The 17,110-nt window shown below is 63.8% G+C and carries 9 protein-coding genes; 8 read left to right on the top strand and 1 reads right to left on the bottom strand.

The window, feature by feature from the left end:
- The first annotated feature begins 92 nt into the window (after positions 1-92).
- The 5 genes from ACCQ13_RS09825 to ACCQ13_RS09845 all read left to right on the top strand — a co-directional run bounded on the left by ACCQ13_RS09825 (position 93) and on the right by ACCQ13_RS09845 (position 13,049).
- Positions 93-3,080, top strand: a complete 2,988-nt coding sequence (locus tag ACCQ13_RS09825; protein ID WP_159407121.1) for a TonB-dependent receptor — start codon at positions 93-95, stop codon at positions 3,078-3,080.
- 6 nt (positions 3,081-3,086) lie between these two features.
- Positions 3,087-5,522 carry a glycoside hydrolase family 127 protein gene (locus ACCQ13_RS09830; protein WP_104602746.1) on the top strand — a complete coding sequence of 812 codons (2,436 nt, stop codon included), beginning with the start codon at positions 3,087-3,089 and terminating at the stop codon, positions 5,520-5,522.
- A gap of 104 nt (positions 5,523-5,626) precedes the next feature.
- A complete protein-coding gene (locus tag ACCQ13_RS09835; protein ID WP_223214440.1) occupies positions 5,627-7,156 on the top strand; it encodes a glycoside hydrolase family 27 protein in 1,530 nt (509 codons plus the stop codon).
- 490 nt (positions 7,157-7,646) lie between these two features.
- Positions 7,647-10,541 carry a TonB-dependent receptor domain-containing protein gene (locus ACCQ13_RS09840; protein ID WP_159407123.1) on the top strand — a complete coding sequence of 965 codons (2,895 nt, stop codon included), beginning with the start codon at positions 7,647-7,649 and terminating at the stop codon, positions 10,539-10,541.
- A gap of 123 nt (positions 10,542-10,664) precedes the next feature.
- On the top strand, positions 10,665-13,049 hold the full coding sequence (locus ACCQ13_RS09845; RefSeq protein ID WP_159407124.1) for a glycoside hydrolase family 127 protein: 2,385 nt from the start codon (positions 10,665-10,667) through the stop codon (positions 13,047-13,049).
- An 84-nt stretch (positions 13,050-13,133) separates the two neighbouring features.
- Here the strand turns inward: ACCQ13_RS09845 and htpG are convergent, their stop codons facing one another.
- Positions 13,134-15,038, bottom strand: a complete 1,905-nt coding sequence (gene htpG, locus ACCQ13_RS09850; protein WP_159407125.1) for a molecular chaperone HtpG — start codon at positions 15,036-15,038, stop codon at positions 13,134-13,136.
- 240 nt (positions 15,039-15,278) lie between these two features.
- Between htpG and rsmD the strand changes: the two genes are divergently transcribed.
- Genes rsmD through ACCQ13_RS09865 form a run of 3 tightly spaced genes read left to right on the top strand, consistent with a single transcriptional unit; the run spans position 15,279 to position 16,951 of the window.
- The gene (rsmD, locus tag ACCQ13_RS09855) at positions 15,279-15,902 is read left to right on the top strand and encodes a 16S rRNA (guanine(966)-N(2))-methyltransferase RsmD (RefSeq protein WP_104602742.1); all 624 of its coding nucleotides are present in this window, start codon (positions 15,279-15,281) and stop codon (positions 15,900-15,902) included.
- Positions 15,899-16,405, top strand: a complete 507-nt coding sequence (gene coaD, locus ACCQ13_RS09860; RefSeq protein ID WP_104602741.1) for a pantetheine-phosphate adenylyltransferase — start codon at positions 15,899-15,901, stop codon at positions 16,403-16,405. The genes rsmD and coaD overlap by 4 nt, the downstream gene beginning before the upstream one ends.
- 48 nt (positions 16,406-16,453) lie before the next feature.
- On the top strand, positions 16,454-16,951 hold the full coding sequence (locus tag ACCQ13_RS09865; RefSeq protein WP_167526886.1) for a hypothetical protein: 498 nt from the start codon (positions 16,454-16,456) through the stop codon (positions 16,949-16,951).
- Positions 16,952-17,110: the final 159 nt, after the last annotated feature.

A 17,110-nucleotide genomic window follows, 5' to 3' on the forward strand; every position in this document is an offset into this window, starting at 1 on the left:
TGTCTCCATAGCGGCTCATGAGGTGATCCATGCAAGATGCACGTCGTTCGTGTCGTCGCTGTATTCCTCTGTTGACTGGCCTCGCCATCGCCATGGCGTTGCTGCCCACCGAACATGCCGTTGCGCAGCAGGCGACTGGCACCCTTTACGGCACCGTCTCCACCAATGAAGCCGCACAGGTGGTGATCCGCAACACCGGCACCGGCGCCAGCCAGACACGCACGCCCAACCGTGATGGCAGGTTCAGCGTCGACGGTCTGGTACCGGGCCAGTATCGGGTGGAGCTGCAGGTCGCAGGCCGAAGCCTGGATGTGCAGGATGTAGTGGTCAGGCCTGGCAGTGCCACGCAGGTGGCGGAGCTGGCATCCGGCGACAAGCAGGCCGCCACGCTGGATACGGTGCAGGTCCGTGCGGATGCGGTGAACAACGCGGCAGACAATACCGTCCCCATCGATGTCACCACGCCGGTGCTGGTGCGCCAATACAGTGAGGCGCTGTTCCGCAAGACGGGCGTGGACACCAGTGGCGCAAGCGATGGTGGGAGTTACAACAATCTGCTCACCCAATTGCCGCAGATCTACATGGCGCAGGTCACCACGGGGCAGGGTTCCGGACTGGCATCGTTCAATGGCGGGTCGGGGACCGAAACCCGTTACTACATCAACGAGTTCGATACGACCTTCGACTACACCGGCGCAGGCGCCAGTTCAGTGCCGGGGGATATGATCGGCTCGGCACAGGTCATCGCCAATGGCGCATCGGCAAAGTATTCCAATGCAATGGGCGGGTCGGTATCGGCCACGACCAAGTCCGGCGACAATACCCTGCGTGCGGGCTTTGCATCGTCAATCGGCCTGCCACCATCGCGCACGCTCAATCCCAGGGTGCGCCCGTATCTGATCGAACAACGCAACGGCGTCAATCGCTATTACTACCAGGACCAAAGCACCAACGGCAGTACCGAAACGTCGTTCAACAATACCTACTTTCTCTCTGGTCCGTTGCTGAACGACAAGCTGTTCTTCAATGTGGTGCTGCAGAACAATCGCCCGCAGTCGCAGAGCAGCTTCATGGCCGGCGAGGTGGGCGAAGAATGGCGCACCTTCCGTTCTGCCTACAACAACCCCGCGCTCAACCTGAGCTGGGTCATCAGCGACGCGCAGCAGTTCGACCTCACTGCTGCGCGTTCGGATCGCAAAAACTACACAAGCATTAGCACCCTGGCCGAGCCATCCAATCCCGCGTCAGAGCGTAGCTATCTGCGCGATATACTGTTTGAGAGTCATGACGCGTTCTACCTGGGGCGCTACCGGTGGCAGCTCAACGACACGATGAATCTTTCGCTGATGGCCGGTTATTTCAGCCATATGGAAAAGAACAGCTTCTCCGACTCCGGACTGTACGCCGTGCGTTTCGACGAGCCGGGCGGAGTGGCGAATGTGTTAGCCAACGGTGTGCGCGACTCGGAAGAGCCGGTTACTTATCACAAGCGCGGGTTTCGCGCCGATTACACCTGGCAGTTGGGTGAGCACAAGCTGCAACTGGGCGCCGAGCACTACGACCTGTCGTTCGACAGCCTCAGTCTGTTCGGCCGCAATGGCGATTACACCTACCTGAACTATGGCCGTGACCAGGACCGTGCCATGGTCGGTGATCTGGTGGTGCCGGCCAATACGCCGATCCTGCTCACCCATGTCGGCAGAAGTGGCGGGCCACTGGGGCAAGTGAATCGCGGCGGTTACGTGGAAGATTATTGGCAGGCTGCCGATCATTGGGTGGTCTACGGCGGCGTGCGCCGCGACAACAGCGGCGCGCGCCTGGCCAACGGGCGCAATGTGCTCGACCTGTACACCACATCGCCTCGGTTGGGCGTGTCCTGGGATGTACGTGGCGACAGCACGATGAAACTCGGCGCCAGTGCGGGTATCTACACCATGCCGGTGCCGGGCGTGATCTTGACGAGCCTGTTCAACGACTTCAGTGATGCCTATGTTGCCTCTACCTACGCCGGTATCAATCCGGATGGCACGCCGATCGCACCGCGTCAGATCGGCACTTATACCAATGCCAGCATCATCGGCGAGCCGGTGACCCTGACCTCGCGTAATCTGCGCAATGCGCGCCAGGACAGCTATACCCTGTATCTGCAGGACAACCAGCTGCTGCCGCATTGGTCCAGCACGCTGGAATTCAATCATTCCTCGGTCAAGCGTGCGCTGGCGGTGTGGAACGATCTCAGTAGCGGTCTGTCCAGCCCTGCGTACAAGTATCTTCAATCACTCGGGTTTGCCGATCCGCATCTGACCAATAATATGCTGGTCAACCCGGGCAGTGCGGTAGTCATTGACAACGATCTCAATGGCGATGGACAGCGTGAGCGGGTGACCCTCCCTGGACTTGCCACCGGGCTTGCCAAGCCACGTCGCGAGATCTATAGCACCAGTCTGGAGCTGGTGCACCCGGAGACTCCGGAGCAACCGGTGTTCTTGCTGTTCGGCTATACCTGGAAACATGTGTACGGCAATTACGAGGGCTATTACGGCGAGACCAACGGCAACGTGCTGGGGGCGCCGAACTTTCGCTATGCATCGTTGTCGGCGGGCAACAACGGTGATTTGCCGGCGGACGTGCGTCATGTGCTGCGTTTCAATGGCTCGCACACCTTTGGCGCCAGCGGTCTGTCGCTCGGGCTTGGTGCGGTCTGGCAGAGCGGGGCACCCCGTTCGTGCTACAGCCAGTATCCGGACCCCACCGACGCGGCCTACGACGCGGGTCCTTCCGCGTTTTACTGCGACGGGGTGGCGGTTTCGCGTGGCAGCCTGGGCCGGTTTCCCAGCTGGTGGACGCTGGATATGAATGCTGCCTACGAACGCCATTGGGGCCCGCAGATGCTGCGGCTGGAGCTGCTTGTGAACAATCTGCTGAATCAGGATACCGAGGTGGCCTCGGTCCCGTTTTATGGAAGCTACGCCGGCCAGGTCAATGGCCAACCTACCTGGGAGCGCGACAGATATTACGGCGCCAAGAGGGAAATCTACCCGCGCACGACCGGCCTGATCTTGCGCTACAACTGGAATTGAATCGATATGCATGATGAATCTGAGGCGCCTGTGCAGCATGGGACTGGGCAAGCGGCATGCGGGCATGTACCCGCGACCGACGCGGGCCAGTCGCCCATCGATGCTTCGCGCCGACGGCTGCTGCAGTGGAGCGCATTGGCGGTGGCTGCGGGCTGGTTGCGCTTTCCGCTGGAGGCCGCTGCAAGCCAGGCTGGCGCGGTCAATGCAGCGCCGCTGCAGGCCGTCAGGCTGAAACCGTCGCTGTTCCTGGAATCGCTGCAGACCAACCGCCGCTATCTGTTGGAGTTGGAGCCTGACCGGCTGCTACACAATTTTCTGCAGTATGCGGGCCTGCCGGCCAAGGGCGAGGTCTATGGTGGCTGGGAGGGCGACACCATCGCCGGCCATAGCCTTGGCCATTACCTCAGCGCGTTGTCCAAGATGTCTGCGCAGACCGGAGATGCCGAGCTGCGCAAGCGGGTGGACTACATCGTTGCCGAACTGGCGCGTGCGCAGGCAAAGGACGCCGACGGGTATGTTGGCGGCTTGACCCGCAAGAACGCCAGCGATCAGGTCGAGGCGGGCAAGCAGGTCTTCGAGGAGTTGCGCCGCGGCGTGATAAACGCCAGCGCGTTCAATCTCAACGGTAGCTGGTCGCCGCTGTATACCGTGCACAAGTTGTTCGCCGGCCTGCTGGACGCCAACGCGCTTGCCGGCAACACCCAGGCCTTGCAGGTGCTGCAGTTGCTGGCCAGCTATCTGGCCGGCGTGTTCGACACGCTCAGCCATGCCCAGATGCAGACCCTGCTGGGCAGCGAATTCGGTGGTCTCAACGAGTCGTATCTGGAGCTGGGCGCGCGGACCGGTAATCAGCGCTGGATCGAGATCGGGCGGCGTTTGCGGCACGAGGCGGTGATCGATCCGGCACAAGCCGGCAAGGACGATCTGCCGCATCACCATGCCAACACCCAGGTGCCCAAGTTCATCGGCGCAGCGCGTCAGTTCGAGGTGGCCGGCGATGTCGATGCCGCCGCTGCGGCGCGGTTCTTCTGGGAAACCGTGACCCGCCACTACAGCTACGTGATCGGCGGCAATGCCGATCGCGAATATTTCCAGGCGCCGGACAGTATCGCCAGCTTCCTGACCGAGCAGACCTGCGAGCACTGCAACAGCTACAACATGCTCAAGCTCACCCGGCATCTGTATCAGTGGACGCCGCAGGCCCGGTATTTCGATTACTACGAGCGCACGCTGTACAACCACACCATGGCCGCGCAGCATCCGCAGACCGGCATGTTCACCTACATGACGCCGATGATCGCTGGCGCCGAACGTGGCTGGTCGGACAAGTTCAATTCGTTCTGGTGCTGCGTGGGTAGCGGCATGGAGGCACATGCACAGTTCGGTGACGCGATCTACTGGGCCGATGCGGACACGCTGTACGTCAATCTCTACATTCCCTCCCGTCTGGACTGGAGCGAGCGCGGCGTGCAGTTGACGCTGGACAGTGGCGTGCCGGAGAACGGCAAGGTACGGCTGAGCCTGGAACGCGTGGATGCTGCGGCACCGACGCGGCTGGCGCTGCGCGTTCCTGCCTGGTGCCAGGGCAGGTTCCAGCTGCGGGTCAATGGCGTTGTCAGTGATGTAAAGGCCGACAAGAATGGCTACGCGCGGCTGCAGCGGCGTTGGGCAGCCGGTGACGTGATCCAGGCCGATTTCGAGATGCCGTTGTACCTGGAACAGGCGCCCGGCGACGCCGACACCGTGGTGGTGCTACGCGGGCCGCTGGCGCTTGCCGCCGATCTGGGGCCGGTGGAGCAGGACGACACGGCGTTGGAGCCGGCACTGGTGGCCGACGCCTCGCCGCTTGCGGGGTTCGTGGAGCTGCCCGAACCGGGCACCTATCTGGCCAGTACCTCGCGCCCGCAGGGATTGACCTTCGTGCCGTTTTATTCCCAGTACGACCGCCGCAGCGCGCTGTATCTCAAGCGCATGGATTCCGCGCAGTGGGATCGCGAGTCTGCACGTCGCCAGCGCGAGAAGGACGCATTCGCCGCCATGCAGGCCAGCGCAGTGGACATGATTCAGTTCGGTGACGAGGCGTCCGAGCAGGCGCATGGCTTGCGCAGCGATACTTCCTTCGGCGGTGCCTACCGCCGCCGCGCATGTCGCGACGTGCGTGGCAAGGGGTTTGTCGAATTCCACATGCGAGGCGACGATCGGCCACTGGCGATGCGCCTGCGTTTCTGGGGCAGCGACCAGGGCCGCTTCAACATCCTGGTCAATGGCAAGCTTGCTGCGGAAGTGGCCGTTGCACGGAGCCAGGTCATCGATTTTGTTGACCGTGACTATGCGTTACCGCATGCGCTGACCCGTGGTGCGAAACAACTGACGATTCGTTTCGAGCCACAACATGGCGATACGGCCGGCCCGTTGTTCGGTGGTTGGTTGGTGCCGGCATGAGTACCGCGCGCATCTGTCGTCCCGGCGAATCCTCGCGCTTGCAGCGCCGTGGCCGGGTGTCTCCTGTGTCCACCCGCCACCTGCGGTTGCTCCGCGCTGCGGTTGTGACCACACTGCTGGTCATTGCGGTAGTGCTGACAGCAGGTTGTCATGGGCAGGTCGGTGCCGCTACGGCACCAGCCGCCCAGGCCCCCGCCACTGCCCTGGAAGGCATCTGGATCCTTGGCGATGGGCCGTCGTTTCCCGGTGCGCGCCTGCTGCGGATCGAACGGCGCGACGGGCAGCTGCAAGGCAGCATCACCACCGACTGGTATGGCGATCTGCCAATGAACCAGCTGCGTATCGTCGACGGGGTGGCGCAGTTCCAGATCGATAATGGCAATGCCAGATTGCCGCCGCTACCGTGGGTGGCCAGCGTGCGCGACGGGCAGCTGCGGGTGAGCGGACGCATCTGGCACACCGAGGTGGATGTCGTCGGCCGACGGGGCAGTGCCGCCGATGCGCAGCGTCTGGCGTTCCACAGCGCGCCGCTGCCGCCATTGCAACGGCTTGCGCCCGATGGCCAGGCGCGTACGCCGCCGATGGGCTGGAGCAGTTGGAACCGCTTCGGCGACAAGATCGACGCAGCAACCATCCGTGCCATCGCCGATGCGCTGGTGTCTTCCGGCTTGCGCGATGCCGGCTACCGCTACGTCAATATCGACGACGGCTGGCAAGGCGAGCGCGATGCCGCCGGCGTGCTGCATCCCAATGCGCGCTTTCCCGACATGCGTGCACTGGCCGACTACGTGCATGCGCGCGGATTGAAACTGGGCCTGTATAGCTCGCCCGGCCCCAAGACCTGTGCTGGCTACATCGGCAGCTACGGGCATGTCGAGCAGGATGCCGCCACCTGGGCGGGATGGGGCATCGACTATCTCAAATACGACCTGTGCTCGGGCGAGGGCATCTTTCGGAGCGCCGACACGCGCAGGCGTGCCTATCAGCAGATGGGCCAGGCATTGCGCGCCACCGGCCGGCCGATGGTCTACAGCCTGTGCCAGTACGGCCGCGACAGTGTCGGCCGTTGGGGCCGCGAGGTCGGCGGACATCTGTGGCGCACCACCGGTGATATCGAAGACCACTACGCATCGATGGCGCGGATTGGCTTCGACAGCAACGGCAACCCTGACGACGCCGGACCGGGTGGCTGGAACGACCCGGACATGTTGGAGATCGGCAACGGCGGCATGCAGGAAGAGGAGTACCGCACACACATGAGTCTGTGGGCACTGTCGGCTGCGCCACTGCTGCTGGGCAACGATCTGCGGGCGATGTCGCCAGCCACCTTGCGGCTGTTGCGCAACCAGGATGTTCTGGCGATCGATCAGGACCCGCTTGGCCGGCAGGGGCGCGCGGTGCGCAAGGCCGACGGCATCGAACTGTGGTCCAAGTCGCTTGCTGATGGCAGGGTGGCGTTGGGCGTGTTCAATCGCGGCACGCAGGCACGGGATGTGACGTTTACGCCCGCAGACGCAGGCTTGGCGCACATCGCCCAGGTGCGTGACCTCTGGCGCGGACGCCGCCTGGGGCCATCCACCCGAAGCGTGCGGGTGGCAGCACATGGTGTGGTTCTGCTGGCACTGCGGCCCTGAGGCACCGCTGCATCCGACCAAGCCGGGTCGGTGCTGAACGCACGCAGGTTTTCCAGGCACGCCCAACCAGGCGTGCTGCCAACGCGCACAGGTTGCCGTTGCGCAGCATTGGTCGATTATGCGTGCTGCGGTACAGACCGCTGCACCGCATACCTCATTGCATGACCATCAATATCTGGAACATGCAGTTTTCCGCATGCCTTGTCGCCAATTGCGACAAGACGCCAGGGCGTGTACGCAGGCACATTGTGACCAACTGATGAAAGCGGGGCGCATGGGCGACTCCGCTACGTATCCACTTCGTTGAGAGACCGCGCGTTGCGGCAACACCACTTGCCGGTGTGCGCTTTGCGCTGTTTTCCTGCGTCCGCAGCGCCTGATCGCGGCCTGCTGCATCCGGGACCGCCTGCCATCTGTTCCGACCCGTGCTGGTGCATGCCGGCTCGGGCGTGTGTTGCCGCACGTCTGTCGTCCCAACCAGGAGTTCTGCATGCCGATGTTGCCGTTGTCTCACTCCCACGCCGCGTTTGCCAGCACGCACCCGGCACGGAGCACGCTCGCCAGCGCACTGATGGCCGTGCTATCTCTCGCTGCCATGGCGCCGGTGCATGCGCAGCAAACGACTGGCGGCGATGCAACGCAGACCCTGGACAGCGTGGTGGTCACCGGTTCGCGTCTGCGCCGTGTGGATACCGAAACCGCCAACCCGGTAGTGACCGTTAGCCAGGAGCAGATCGCGGCCACCGGCAAGGCCACGGTGGGCGACCTGCTGCAGGAGCTGCCGTCCATTGCCGGCAATGCCACCAATCCCTATACCAACAACGGCGGTGGCACCGGTGCATCGGCGATTTCATTGCGCGGATTGGGCGACAAACGCACGTTGGTACTGGTCAACGGTATCCGGCTGGCCTACAACGACGTCAACGCCATTCCGGCCAGCATGATCGAACGCATCGAGGTGCTCAGCGATGGTGCCTCTGCCGTTTACGGCTCCGATGCCATTGGCGGCGTGGTCAATTTCATCCTGCGCACGCGCTTCGATGGCGTGCAGTTCAGCAGCGACTTCGGTACCAGCAGCGAGCGTGATGGAAATCGTCGCAACTTCGCGCTCACCGCCGGCCACAGCTGGGAGCGCGGCAGCCTGATCGGCGGGCTCTCGTATCACAGCATCGACCCGGTGTCGGCCGGCGCACGCGCCTACTCCAAGGACGCATTGGCCTTGATCGATGGCCAGCCGGTGAAGCAGGGCTCGTCCGCTACACCCACCGGCACGGTCAACTTCAACGATGGATCTGCGCAGTCCATGCAACTTGCGCAGGCCAACGGCTGCGGGCGCGTCACCCTCAACAGCGGTGTCAGCGGCCGCGCCGGCCCAGGCGATTTTCGTTGCTACAACGCCGCTGCCGATTCCTACAACTACCAACCCTTCAACCTATTGCAGACCCCACAAAAGCGCACCAACGCGTTCTTGCTCGGCACCTATCGCTTCAGTGACCGCGTGGAGGGCTATGTCAATACATGGTTCAGCAAGACCGAATCCGCATCCATCATCGCGCCGATTCCGATCTTCTCCAATGGCGACAACATCCTGGTGTCCTCGCAGAGCTACTACAACCCGTTCGGCGTGAACTTCGGCACCGATCGCAGCACCGGGACGTCATACAACGACCTCAATACGCGCGCCACGGTGCTGGGAAACCGCAGTTACCAGTACAACACCTACAACTTCCAGATCAGCCCCGGGCTGCGCGGGAGTTTCGGTGACAGCTCTTGGCAATGGGATGCCACCTTCAACTACGGCAAGGTCAAGCAGAAATCGATCAACAACGGGTTTCTTGACTATGCGCAATTCAATCGCGCCATCGGCCCATCGTTCCTCGATAGCGACGGCACTGTCCGTTGCGGCAGTGCAGGTGCACCGATTGCCGGCTGCACGCCGCTCAATTTCTTCAACCTCAACGACCCGTCCAATCTTGCGACCTTGCAGGGAAAGGTGGTCAATCCCATCGTCACCAGTGTCTATACCGTCAAACAGTTCGAAGCCAATGCCAATGGCACGCTGTTCGACCTGCCCGCAGGCGGGGTGAGTCTTGCAGCCGGTCTTTCCTATCGGAAGGAGCGCTCCAGCACGGCATCGGACGCGCTATGGACGGGCGATGAGAACGGCTTGTGCGGTGTGATCGAATTCTGCTCGTCCACCTTGAGTGGCAGCTTCGACGTCAAGGAAGCCTATGCGGAAGCCCTGTTCCCGCTGCTCAAGGACCTGCCAGGCATCAACGCACTCAACATCACCCTGGGCACGCGTTTTTCCGACTACAGCTCGGTCGGCAGCAAGACCAATAGCAAGCTGTCGCTGGAGTATCGGCCGGTCGCAGACCTGCTGCTGCGCGGCACCGTGTCGCAGGTGTTCCGCGCACCCAACATCAACGAGTTGTATGCCGGCGTGGCCGGCGATTCGGCCACCGTCAACGACCCGTGCAATGGCTACACCGGCGGCAATGCCGTGGCCTGCGCCAATGTGCCCACCGATGGCAGCTACCGGCAGGCGGACGGCCAGGTGGCGGGCAAGGCGTCCGGTGCGGCCGTGGCTGGCTACCAGCTCAAGCCGGAGACCGGTACTTCCTACGATGTGGGCCTGGTCTACGACCCGCAATGGATCGATGGGCTCTCGCTCAGCGCCGACTGGTGGCGGATCGACCTGGCAGACACCATCACCACGGTCTCGGCGCAGACGGTGCTCAACCAGTGTTATGCCAACTCGGCCAGCGCATTCTGCGCATTGATCCATCGCAACGGCAACGGCACCATCAACTATATCGCCGAACCCACGGTCAATCTGGGCAAGCTCTGGGCCAAGGGCATGGACTTCAACCTGACCTATCGCCTGCCATCCACGTCCTGGGGCAACTTGGTCGCCGGCCTCAACGGGACCTATCTGACACGCTACGACGTGCTGCCCGATACCACCGATCCCAGCTCGGTCACCATCCACAACGTGGGTCGCTACACCCAGGCATATGGCAATTTCCCACGTTGGCGGGGCCTGGGCACGTTGAGCTGGTCGCTGGATGACTGGAGTGCTACCTGGCGCATCCGTTACGTGGGCAATACCGCCATCGGTAGCACGGACCCGGATCAAAGCCTGTCTGCCGATGCCGGCCAGCCGGGCGTGGTGCGCAAGGTCGGTGCCTATGTCTACAACAACCTGCAGCTGGGCTACAACGTGCAGCCCTGGCACACCCGCTTCGAAGTGGGCGTGGACAATATCGCCAATAAACAGCCGCCGCTGTATTACTCCAACAACGCGGGCAACGCCAACACCGATGTGGCCACCTACGATGTACTTGGGCGTTTCTACTGGGCGCGTGCTACGGTGACGTTCTGACCAGCAGACGTATGGTTATGCATCCCGATGCGTTTATCCTGGCGGCGGGATGCATCGTTGAATGGCATGCCTGGGCATGTTCGTCACCCAACGCCTCCATTGACCGGAGCTTGAACTGAGCCAATGACCGACGTATTCGATCACAATGGACTCCACCATCAGGCTGGTCGCCTGTCGCGGCGACGTTTCCTGGCGTGGAGCAGTCTTGCGGTGGCCGCCGGCTTTCTACGTTTTCCCGCCGATGCCGCCGCTGCCCAGCCGGGCAGCATGCGTGCGGTGCCGCTGAAGCAGGTGCGGCTGGTACCTTCGCTGTTCCTGGACGCACTGCACGTCAATCGCCGCTACCTGATGCAGCTGGAACCGGATCGGTTGCTGCACAACTTCGTCTTGTACGCCGGGCTCGATCCCAAGGCGCCGGCGTACGGGGGGTGGGAGGCGGACACCATCGCCGGCCATACACTGGGCCATTACCTCAGTGCGCTGGCGCTGATGCATGCGCAGACCGGCGATGTGCAATGTGCGGCACGCGCTACCTATCTGGTCAGCGAACTGGCGCGTTGCCAGGCGCATGCCGGCGATGGATACGTGGCCGGCTTCACCCGCAAGAATGCAGCCGGGCAGATCGAGAGTGGGCGCGCGGTGTTCGACGAGCTCAAACGCGGCAAGATCGATCCTGCGCCGTTCTACCTCAACGGAAGCTGGGCGCCCTTGTACACCTGGCACAAGCTGTTTGCCGGCCTGCTCGATGTGCACGCGCACTGCGACAGCGCGCAGGCGCTACAGGTGGCCGTTGGCCTGGCTGGTTATCTGCAAGATGTGTTCTCGGCACTGGACGATGCGCAGTTGCAACAGGTGCTGTCCTGCGAGTTCGGCGGCCTCAATGAATCGTTCGTCGAACTGCATGTGCGCACCGGCGAGACGCAGTGGCTGACAGTGGCGCGACGGCTGCATCACCACGCCGTGCTCGACCCCTTGATCGCCCAGCGCGATGAACTGGTGCACCAGCATTCCAATACCAATATTCCCAAGCTCATCGGCCTGGCCCGCGAGTACGAAGTCACCGGCGATGCGGCTGCCGGCGCGGCGGCGCGCTTCTTCTGGCATACCGTGACCGACCAGCATACCTACGTGATTGGCGGCAATGGCGACCGCGAATACTTCCAGCAACCCAACAGTATTTCGAAGTTTCTCACCGAGCAGACCTGCGAACATTGCGCCAGCTACAACATGCTCAAGCTCACCCGCCACCTGCATCAGTGGGGGCCGCAAGCGGCGTTCTTCGACTACTACGAACGCACCTTGCTCAATCATGTGATGGCCCAGCAGCATCCGCGCACCGGCATGTTCACCTACATGACACCGTTGCTGGCCGGCGAGGCGCGCGCCTGGTCGTCGCCGTTCGGTGATTTCTGGTGCTGCGTCGGTAGCGGCATGGAATCGCATGCGCAGTTTGGTGACTCGATCTATTGGGAAGACGGGCAGGGCGTGTACGTCAACCTGTATGTGCCCTCCACGGTGCGCGATGCGGCCGGTTTCGCGCTCAGCCTGCGCAGCACACTGCCCGAACAGGGCCAGGTCACGCTGCAGGTCGATGCGGCGCCGGCAGCGGCGCGCACGCTCGCGCTACGTGTGCCCGGCTGGGCCAGCGCATTCACGCTACGGGTCAACAATCAGTTGCAGGGCTTGCAGCCGATCGACGGCTATCTGCGCATCGAACGGGTATGGGCTGCTGGCGACACGGTGTCGCTGCAACTGGAGATGCCACTGCGTCTGGAGCCCACCCCCGACGATCCTGCGTGGGTGACGGTCATGCGCGGCCCGCTGGTGTTGGCCGCCGATCTTGGCGACGCTGCCAAACCATGGAACCAACAGACGCCGGCCTTGATCGGCGGCGACGAGGTCTTGCAGCGCCTGCAGCCGCTACCGGCGCATGACCATTACCAGTATCTCAACGGCACGCAGCAATGGCGCCTGTCGCCGTTCTACGCCCAGTTCGACCGCCGCAGCGCGGTCTATCTCGAACACCGCGATGCCGTCGCCTGGCAGCAACGCCAGGTCGAGCAGGCCGCCGCCGCGCATCGACAGCAGACGCTGGATGCCAGTGCGCTCGACTACATGGCCCTGGGCGACGAAGCCTCCGAGAAGGCCCACTCCCTGACCAGCGCCAGCTCCTACGCCCTCAGTTACCGCAGGCGTGCCGGCCGCGACGCGCGCACTGGCGGCTTCATCGCTTTCACCTTGCGCAACACCGCCCAGGCCCGCATCCTGCGCTTGCGCTACTGGGGCGACGAAACCCGTCGCCGCTTCCGCCTCCTCGCCGATGGCGAACTCATCGCCAACGAACGCCTCGACGGCAACCGCGGCCTGGACTTCGTCGATGTGGACTACGCCTTGCCCGCAGCGGTCGCAGGCCGCGCCACCTTGCAGATCCGTATCGAGCCGGAGACCGGTTATTCGGCAGGGCCGGCGTTTGGGTGCTGGGTGCTGGAGGACGGCCGCAACGCCTGATCCAGTACCCTTGCAAGGTCGTCACGCGAGCAAAAAAAGACCGGCATCAATGCCGGTCTTTCCTCTGCATCCTGGCAGCGGCGACTACGCCGATAATTCCAGCAACAGCTTGTTCAACCGCCGCACATACCCGGCCGGGTCCTTGAGGCTATCGCCTGCGGCCAATGCGGCCTGATCGAACAGCACGCGGCTCAGGTCGCCGAAGCGGTCCATATCCTGCTCCGCATCGAGTTTCTCGATCAGCGGGTGGCCAGGGTTGAATTCGAACACCGGCTTGCTTTCCGGTACGGCCTGACCGCTGGCCTCCAGCAGTTGGCGCATTTGCAGGCCCAGGTCGCCTTGGCCGATGGCCAGAATAGCCGGCGAATCGGTCAGGCGGTGCGAGACGCGCACTTCAGCCACCTCGTCGCCAAGTGCGGCCTTGATGCGCGAGGCCAGGCCTTCCTTCGACTTGGCCACTTCTTCCTGCGCCTTCTTGTCTTCTTCCGAGTCCAGCTTGCCCAGGTCCAGGTCGCCGCGGGCCACGTCCACGAACGACTTGCCGTCGAACTCGGTGAGATAGCTCATCAGCCATTCGTCGATGCGGTCGGTGAGCAGCAGCACTTCGATGCCCTTCTTGCGGAACACTTCCAGATGCGGGCTGTCCTTGATCTGCGCGTAGCTCTCGCCGGTGAGGTAGTACAGCTTGTCCTGGCCTTCGGCCAACCGGCTCACGTAATCGGTCAGGCCGATGCTCTGCGCGCCGGTGGTGTCGTGCGTGGAAGAGAAGCGCAGCAGGCCGGCGATCTTTTCGCGGTTAGCATAGTCCTCGGCCGGGCCTTCCTTCAGCGCCTGGCCGAAGTTGCGCCAGAACGTCACATAATCGTCGGGCTTGTCCTTGGCGAGTTTTTCCAGCATGTCCAGCGCCCGCTTGGTCAGCGCGGACTTCATCGAGTCCACCACCGGGCCCGATTGCAGAAGTTCGCGCGAAACATTGAGCGACAGGTCCGAGGAATCCACCACGCCCTTGATGAAGCGCAGGTACAGCGGTAGGAATTGTTCGGCCTGGTCCAGCACGAAGACGCGCTGCACGTACAGTTTCAGGCCCTTGGCCGAGTCGCGGTGGTACAGGTCGAACGGGGCACGGCCAGGCACGAACAGCAGCGAGGTGTAATCCAGCTTGCCTTCGACCTTGTTATGGCTCCATGCCAGCGGGTTGCCGGCGTCATGCGCGATGTGCTTGTAGAACTCCTGGTATTCCTCATCCTTGATCTCGGACTTGGGTCGCGTCCACAGCGCGCTGGCGCGGTTGACCACTTCCCACTCCGGCTCGGCGGGCTTATCGGCGTCTTCGCCGTAATGCTCTTTGCGCATCTCGATCGGCAGGCCGATGTGGTCGGAGTACTTCTTGAGGATGTTGCGCAGGGTCCAGCCGTCGGCAAACGCGTCTTCGCCGTCCTTCAGGTGCAGCACGATGCGGGTGCCGCGATCGGGCTTGTCGATGCCGGCCACTTCGAATTCGCCTTCGCCACGCGAGGACCAGTGCACGCCTTCGTTGGCGGGCAGGCCGGCGCGGCGCGAGTACACATCCACCTGATCGGCGACGATGAAGGCGCTGTAGAAACCCACGCCGAACTGGCCGATCAGGTTGGCGTCCTTCTTCTGGTCGCCGCTCAGGTGCTTGAGGAAGTCGGCGGTGCCGGACTTGGCAATGGTGCCCAGGTGCGAGACGGCATCCTCGCGGCTCATGCCGATGCCGTTGTCGTCGATGGTGACCGTGCGGGCGTCCTTGTCGCATTCCACACGGATGCGCAACTCGCCGCCGCCTTCCAGCAGTTCGGGCTTGACCAAGGCTTCGAAGCGCAGCTTGTCGGCGGCGTCGGCGGCATTGGAGACCAGCTCGCGCAGGAAGATTTCCTTGTTGGAGTACAGCGAATGGATCATCAGCTGCAGCAGCTGCTTGACCTCGGTCTGGAAGCCCAGCGTCTGCTTGTCGGTGTCAACGGTCATTGGGGTCGTGCTCCGTGGTGGTCCAGGCCGCATGTCGGCCGATGGCTTGGGGGATGTGGCCGTGGGCAGGTTTTTTCAAGGCGCATGGGCACGAATGTGTCGTGCAGTGCTGCCGCGTCGGGGAGGGCGGGGGCGTCAGCGACGGCGGTATCATGGGCGCTCCCTGGTCGCGCCTTGAGCCATGCCGTCACTCGATCCCGTCATGCTCCACCTGTTTCGGCCCGCCAGCGGCAGGCCGCGATGAGCCGCCCGGCGCGGCCGGCGCCGCGTGGCGTGGAGGGCCAGGTGCGGATCGTGGGTGGGCGCTGGCGCAATACGCGGCTGGCGGTGCCCGAGGCACCGGGCCTGCGGCCGAGCAGCGACCGCGTGCGCGAGACGGTGTTCAACTGGCTGATGCCGCGCCTGCCCGGTGCGCGCGTGCTGGACCTGTTCGCCGGCTCCGGCGCGCTGGGCCTGGAATCGGTCTCGCGCGGGGCGGCACACGCCACCTTGATCGAGCGCGACCCAGGGCTGGCGCAGCGCCTGCGCGAGCATGTGGCCCGGCTGGGTGCGGCCGAGCAGGTACAAGTGCTGCAGGAGGACGCGCTGCGCTGGCTGGAGCGCGCGCCTGCGGCCGCAGCCGATATCGTGTTCGTCGACCCGCCGTTCGCGGACGGCCTGTGGGCCGGCGTGCTCGAACGCCTGCCCGCGCACCTGGCCGCCGAGGCATGGCTGTACCTGGAAGCGCCGGCCGATGCGGTCCTGCAGCTGCCGGCCAGCTGGCAGCTGCACCGCGAGGGCGGTACCCGGCAGGTGCGCTATGCGCTGTATCGCCGGGCCGCTGCTACACTGAACGGCGATCCGACCCCGGTAGTTTCCGTATGAGCGTGGCCAATAGCCGCACCGCCGTCTATCCCGGTACCTTCGACCCGATCACCAATGGCCATATCGACCTGGTGAACCGCGCCGCGCCGCTGTTCGAGCGCGTGGTGGTGGGCGTGGCCTACAGCCCGTCCAAGGGGCCGGCCCTGCCGTTGGAAAAGCGCGTCGCGCTGGCGCAGGAAGCCCTGGCGGCGCACACCAATGTGGAGGTGCGCGGCTTCGATACGCTGCTGGCCCATTTCGTGCGCGACATGAACGCCGGGGTGCTGCTGCGCGGCCTGCGCGCGGTGTCGGATTTCGAATACGAGTTCCAGATGGCCAGCATGAACCGCCATCTGATCCCGGAGGTGGAAACCCTGTTCCTCACCCCGGCCGAGCAGTACAGCTTCATTTCGTCGTCGCTGGTGCGCGAGATCGCGCGGCTGGGCGGCGATGTTTCCGGTTTCGTTCCGGCTTCGGTGGTCGAGGCACTGCGCCAGGTGCGCGCATCCCGCGCCCAGGCCTGATCCGATCGTTCGTTACATCACCACACGCTTTTCAACGGGAGGAGTTTCATGAAACACACCATGCGCGCTCTGGCGCTCGCTTCGATCGCCGCGCTGGCGGTCACCGCCTGCAAGAAGGAAGAGGCCGCGCCGACCGCTGCCGCGGCGCCCGCGCCGCTGAAGGCGCCGGCCAAGGACGACAATGCCGGCTGGAAGAAGTACCTGCCGGAAGTCGTGGGCCAGAATCTGGGCACCACCACCAACAGCCCGTTCCTGTATTACTTGCCACCGGAGTCCGATGCCGAGTTCGCCGGCAGCTACGAGCGCCAGCTGGAAAGCGTCAAGACCGCGCTGGCGCGTGGCGTGACGCCGGGCAACATGCTGGCTTTCGGTTCGTCGGCCTCCACCAAGATGGCGGACCTGATCGACGCCGCATTCAAGGACGTGCCGCCGGATTCGATGAAGGGCGTGCGCGTGCTGTTCATCGGCGATGCGGCCGAGAACGCGCGCGTGCAGACCATCGTCCAGCCCAAGGGCGCGGAATACACCTTCGTTGAAGCCAAGTAATGCCGTGCCAGGCCGGATGCGCGGGAGGGCGCAGCCGGCCGCGGCGTGGACACGCACCATGTTGCTGATGTCGCACTCCATCGGGGCCGGCCACTGCTGGCCGGTTCCCGGCAACGCCCTCGGCGTTGCGGAGCTACGCGCCCGCCCGCGGCAGCGCGC

The organism is Xanthomonas sp. NCPPB 1638 (assembly GCF_041475635.2).
In the GTDB taxonomy this organism is placed as follows: Bacteria; Pseudomonadota; Gammaproteobacteria; order Xanthomonadales; family Xanthomonadaceae; genus Xanthomonas; species Xanthomonas cucurbitae.